We start from the raw sequence: 4,640 nt of genomic DNA, 5'->3' as shown, positions 1-4,640 counted from the left end.
AAGGCCATGAACTCCACGACCCTGGAGATGGACAGCGCGTAGATGCCCACGACCACGGCCGCGGCCGCGCCCGCGTTCAGGCCCAGGATCCCGGGATCCGCCAGCGGGTTGCGAGTCATCCCCTGCATCGCGGCACCTGCTGCGGCCAGGGAGGCCCCGACGGCGATGCCGGCCAGGGTGCGGTCCACACGGGCGCGCACCACCACGTGGTCGGTGACGGCGGGGTCGAAGGCGGTCAGGGCCTGCCAGGCCGCGGAGGGATCCACGCTGCGGGCGCCGACCAGCACGGACAGTGCGGCCGCGGCCAGCACGGCGAGCACTCCGCCGGTGACCGCGAGCAGCGGCGTACGGCGCATCTCAGCCCTGGGCGGCCTGGACGGCGTCCAGCACCGAGGGCACGACGTTCTGGATCGCCCACGGCAGGCTGAGCGCGCTCGCGGCGGAGATCGAGAGGGTCTGGTGGTCGTCGGCGGTGAGCACCATGCTGCCGCGGGCCACGGCCGGGATCTGGGCGAACAGTGCGTGGTCCTGGAAGCTCTCCACGGTGGAGCCTGCTGCGGCCCAGGTGTAGAAGATGTCGGAGTCCAGCTCGTCGGCCCGCTCGGCGGACCACGAGAGCATGAAGGTGGACTCGTCCTGCGTGTTCTCGGTGACCACCGGGGCCTGCGTCATCCCGAGTGCGGTGAAGAACCGGGGGCGGGTGTCACCGGCGGTGTACAGGGTGATGGTGTCGTCGGTCAGGCCGAGCGTGCCGGCGATGAAGGTGGACTCCTGCACCTGGGGGTTCTCCTCCCCCACGGCGGCCAGCGCGCCGGTGACCTCGTCGATCACCTGCTGTGCCGCATCTGCGCGCCCGGTGGCCTGGCCGATCGCGGTGATCGCCTCCTGCCAGGAGGTGGTGTAGTTCGGGGCGATCGGGCCGATGGTGGGGGCGATGCGGCTCAGCTGCTCGTACTCGTCCTGGGTCAGCCCCGAGTAGGCGGCGATGATCAGATCGGGGGTGAGGGCGGCGATCTCGTCGGCGGGGATGCCGTCGGCCTCGGAGTAGGTGGTCGGGGCGCTCTGGCTTCCCCAGGCGGCGCCGAGCTCCTCGAGCTTCGCATCGGCCCAGTCGGTGGACTGGTTGTCGTTGCCGCCCCATTCGACGGCGGGCATCCCGACCGGCACGATGCCCAGCGCCAGCACGCTGTCCCCGTTGACCCAGGAGACCGTGGCGATGCGCTGCGGCTGGGCGGCGACCTCCGTCTGCCCGTACAGGTGAGTCACGGCGACGGGGAACGCGCCGGGATCGGCGGAGCCCTGCCCGGACCCCCCGTCGGAGGTGCCCGTACCGGCGCTGTCACCGTCCTGGCCGGTGGAGCCACAGGCGGAGAGCGCGGGCAGGGCGAGTGCGGTCAGGGCGAGGGTGCGGCGGGAGATCTTCACGCGGGGCCTTCCGGACAGAACCACCACGGCGGTGGTTAGGTAAGCCTCACCTTATTACGCAACGCCGTTGGTGCACAATTGATGTCCGGTGGGGCTGTCAGGCGTAGAAGATCCCCTGCGCCGCTCTGCCCTGCTGCAGGTAGCCGTTCATCTCGTCCTCGGGCACCATGCTCCCGCCGGTCGACCACACGATGTGATGGGCGCGGGCCATGGAGCGCGCGTCGAGCCCGCGCGCCTCGCGGTAGGCGGCGTCGGCCATCACTCGCCAGGGGCCGATCGCGCCCGCGGTCGCGGACGGCTCCACACGCCATCCGTGAGTCTCGTCCAGCACGCTCACCAGCGCGGCCATCCGCTCGTCGGCGACGGTGACGAAGCCGTCGATCATCCCGCCGATCTGCTCGCCCACCAACCGGGAGGGCCGTGCGACGGCCAGACCGTCGGCGATGGTGCTGCCGCTGAGGCCGATGTCCTGGACGCTCACCTCGCTGTGCAGGCCCGTGCGCACTCCCAGCACCATGGAGGGCGCCGATGTGGGCTCCATGAAGATGCAGTGGACGTGATCGCCGAACACCTGCTTCAGCCCGTACGTGACCCCTCCCGGTCCCCCTCCCACTCCGCAGGGCAGGTACACGAACAGCGGGGAGGACTCATCGATCGTCACCTCGAGGGCGGCGAGCTGACCGGCCAGACGGCGAGCGGCCACGGCATAGCCGGCGAAGAGGCTCAGGGAGGACTCGTCGTCCACGAAGTGGGTCAGGGGGTCGGCCCCGGCGGCGGTGCGCCCCGCCGCGACCGCGGCGCTGAAGTCCCCCGCGTGCTCGACGACCTCCACTCCCCTGCTGCGCAGCATGTCCTTCTTCCAGGGGCGCGCATCGGTGGACATGTGCACGGTGGCGCGAAGACCGAACTCGGCGGCGAGCAGCCCGATCGACAGCCCCAGGTTGCCGGTCGAGCCCACCGCGATGCCGTGCTGGTGCAGCGTCCTCGCCGTGGCAGGGTCCCTCAGCGCCCTCACACCCGCAGCACCCTCCGACCGGTGCCCATCGCTCCCGGCCGCACCGAGCTGCTCGGACTCGACGATGCCCTCCACCACCTGCAGCACCTCGTGGAAACCGCCGCGCGCCTTGATCGACCCGCTGACGGGCAGGGTGTCATCGCGCTTGACCCAGAGGGTCCCCGGGAGCTCGGCGCCGAGCAGCTCGCCCATCCGGGACTGCAGGGCGCCTGCTCTCTCCAGGGGCGACTCGATGATCCCGTCGGCCGCGCGGGTCTGCGGGAAGTGATCGGCGAACCAGGGCGCGAAGCGGCGGAAGCGCCGACGGGCATCCTCCACCAGTCCCGCGGGAAGCGAGCAGGCGCCCAGGGACTGTTCGGCCGGGTCCAGCTGCGGGCGGAGCCAGGAGGTCTCCTTCCCGGAGGCGAGGCGCGCCACCAGCGGGTCCTCGAGCTGGGGACCGGTCACGCCGTCGGCACGCATCACGCCTCGGCCGGGTCCTCAGGATCGGTCGCGTCGGCCGGGTCCTCCAGGCCGCCCACCCCCGCCTCCCGGTACAGGGCGATGAACTCGCGGGCCGTGTCCGGGCCGATCATCAGGCGCAGCACCGGGGAGACCTCGTAGTCGTCCCCCTGCTCGTCCAGCAGTCCGGCCCTCTGCACCTTGGCGATCGCGGCCCGCACCTCCTTGGCGAAGCCGGCCTCATCGGTCGAGGTGGTGCGTCGGTAGGCGGCCAGGGCCTGCTGGATCTCGGCCTCGGAGACCACGGTGCGCTGGCCTCGCGAGGACTGGGTGAGCAGCATCTGCCGCAGCACCAGCAGCAGCACAGAGTCCAGGCGGTTCATGCCGGTGAGGCGTCGCAGCAGCTTGGGCGCATCGGGATCGTCCTCGCTCTGGCGCACGAACGCGACCTGCGCGTCGTCGTCGATCACCAGCTCGAGGTACATGTCTGCCAGGCGCGCCTCGATGGCCACCCGGTCGCGCAGCACCTGGGCGTAGCGGCTGCTGTCGCGCCGCCCGTCCACGAAGGGGCCCTGGAGCAGCGCCACGAGCGCACGGCGCGACTCGTCCACCAGGGATCCTGCGGGCGCGGGCGCGTCCTGCTGCTCCGCGGTGGCGTCGTCGTCGGTGTAACGGTGCTCGATGCTGGTCACGAGAGCCCACCCTACCGGCGCGGGCGTCGGCCGATGGAGGGATCCGTACCGGCCCGGCACGTGTGGGGACCCCCCCTGGTGCTGCTCGCGGCGGCGGCTCCCGACCCGCTCGAAGACCAGTACCGGCCAAATCCTCCCCGCTGCGCGAGTTTTCTGGTGGAATCGGGAACGACAGCAGGACCCCGCGGCACCGTCAGGGCCGCGGACCCGGACGCAAGGAGACCGACATGGAATCATTATCGACAGGCGTCATCATCGCCATCGTGGTGGGCGTGCTGCTCCTGCTTCTGCTGATCGCACTCCTGGCCATGGCTGCTTCGAAGCGGAAGCGTGCCGAGGAGGAGCGTCAGCGCGAGCAGGATCGACGCCGTGCCGACGAACTGCGACAGCAGGCGGACAAGGATCGCACCGCCGCTGAGGAGCGGGACCTGCAGGCTCGCGAGTCCCAGATCGAGGCCGATCGCGCACGCCTCGACGCGGAGAAGAAGGCCAAGGCTGCCGAGCAGCAGCGCGTGGACGCCGACAAGCAGCGTCGTCACCTCGACGAGCAGCTCCAGGAGGCGGACCGCCTCGACCCCGGCGGCGCTTCTGACCGCCGAGGTGCGGGTGCCACCGGTGCAGGTGCCGCCGGCGCTGCGGCCGCCCATGACCGGGACCGGGACGGCATCCGCGATGACCATGACCGCCGCGACGATCGCGACGGCGTGGGGCGAGACCGGGACCACGATGGTGTGCGTGATGACCGCGAGCACCACGGTGACCGCGGCGACCTGCGCGACGGGCACCACGACGGATCCCACGCGGGCTCGCATGTCGAGCATCCCGGGCCGGACAGCAACCGCGATGCGGACGGAACGGTCCCCACGGGCTCGGAGCACGGCCGCCGTGCCGCGCGCGAGGACGGCCACCAGCAGCAGGGCCAGTTCCAGCAGGACGGCTACGGCGACGAGGGCCAGTTCCAGCAGCGCGACGGTGGCGCCGACGAGCGCGGCGACGTGATCCGGGAGGCCGACCAGCAGCACCGCCCCGAGGACGGCACCGACCGTCGGATCTGATCCGACCGCAGC

5 protein-coding genes are annotated in these 4,640 nt (G+C 71.7%); 1 reads left to right on the top strand and 4 read right to left on the bottom strand.

Annotation, left to right across the window (positions count from 1 at the left end; all coding sequences use genetic code 11):
• The 4 genes from M4D54_RS13635 to M4D54_RS13620 all read right to left on the bottom strand — a co-directional run.
• On the bottom strand, positions 1-356 hold a 356-nt coding region (locus M4D54_RS13635), incomplete at its 3' end, for an iron chelate uptake ABC transporter family permease subunit (RefSeq protein ID WP_259892088.1).
• A 1-nt stretch (position 357) separates the two neighbouring features.
• A complete protein-coding gene (locus M4D54_RS13630) occupies positions 358-1,425 on the bottom strand; it encodes an ABC transporter substrate-binding protein (protein ID WP_193865256.1) in 1,068 nt (355 codons plus the stop codon).
• A 97-nt stretch (positions 1,426-1,522) separates the two neighbouring features.
• Positions 1,523-2,902, bottom strand: coding sequence for a D-serine ammonia-lyase (locus tag M4D54_RS13625; RefSeq protein ID WP_193865372.1), 1,380 nt, complete (start codon positions 2,900-2,902; stop codon positions 1,523-1,525).
• Complete coding sequence (locus M4D54_RS13620) at positions 2,902-3,573, bottom strand: DUF4194 domain-containing protein (protein ID WP_193865255.1); 672 nt, start codon at positions 3,571-3,573, stop codon at positions 2,902-2,904. Before M4D54_RS13620 ends, M4D54_RS13625 begins: the two co-directional genes overlap by 1 nt.
• A 227-nt stretch (positions 3,574-3,800) precedes the next feature.
• Here M4D54_RS13620 and M4D54_RS13615 point away from each other — a divergent pair, with 227 nt between their 5' ends.
• A complete protein-coding gene (locus M4D54_RS13615; protein WP_193865254.1) occupies positions 3,801-4,628 on the top strand; it encodes a hypothetical protein in 828 nt (275 codons plus the stop codon).
• Positions 4,629-4,640: the final 12 nt, after the last annotated feature.

The sequence above is a fragment of the Brachybacterium sp. p3-SID1565 genome, from assembly GCF_025143785.1.
GTDB classification, from domain to species: domain Bacteria; phylum Actinomycetota; class Actinomycetes; order Actinomycetales; family Dermabacteraceae; genus Brachybacterium; species Brachybacterium epidermidis.
Note: the sequence above shows the minus strand (reverse complement) of the source record. Positions and strands in the feature narration are given on the sequence as shown.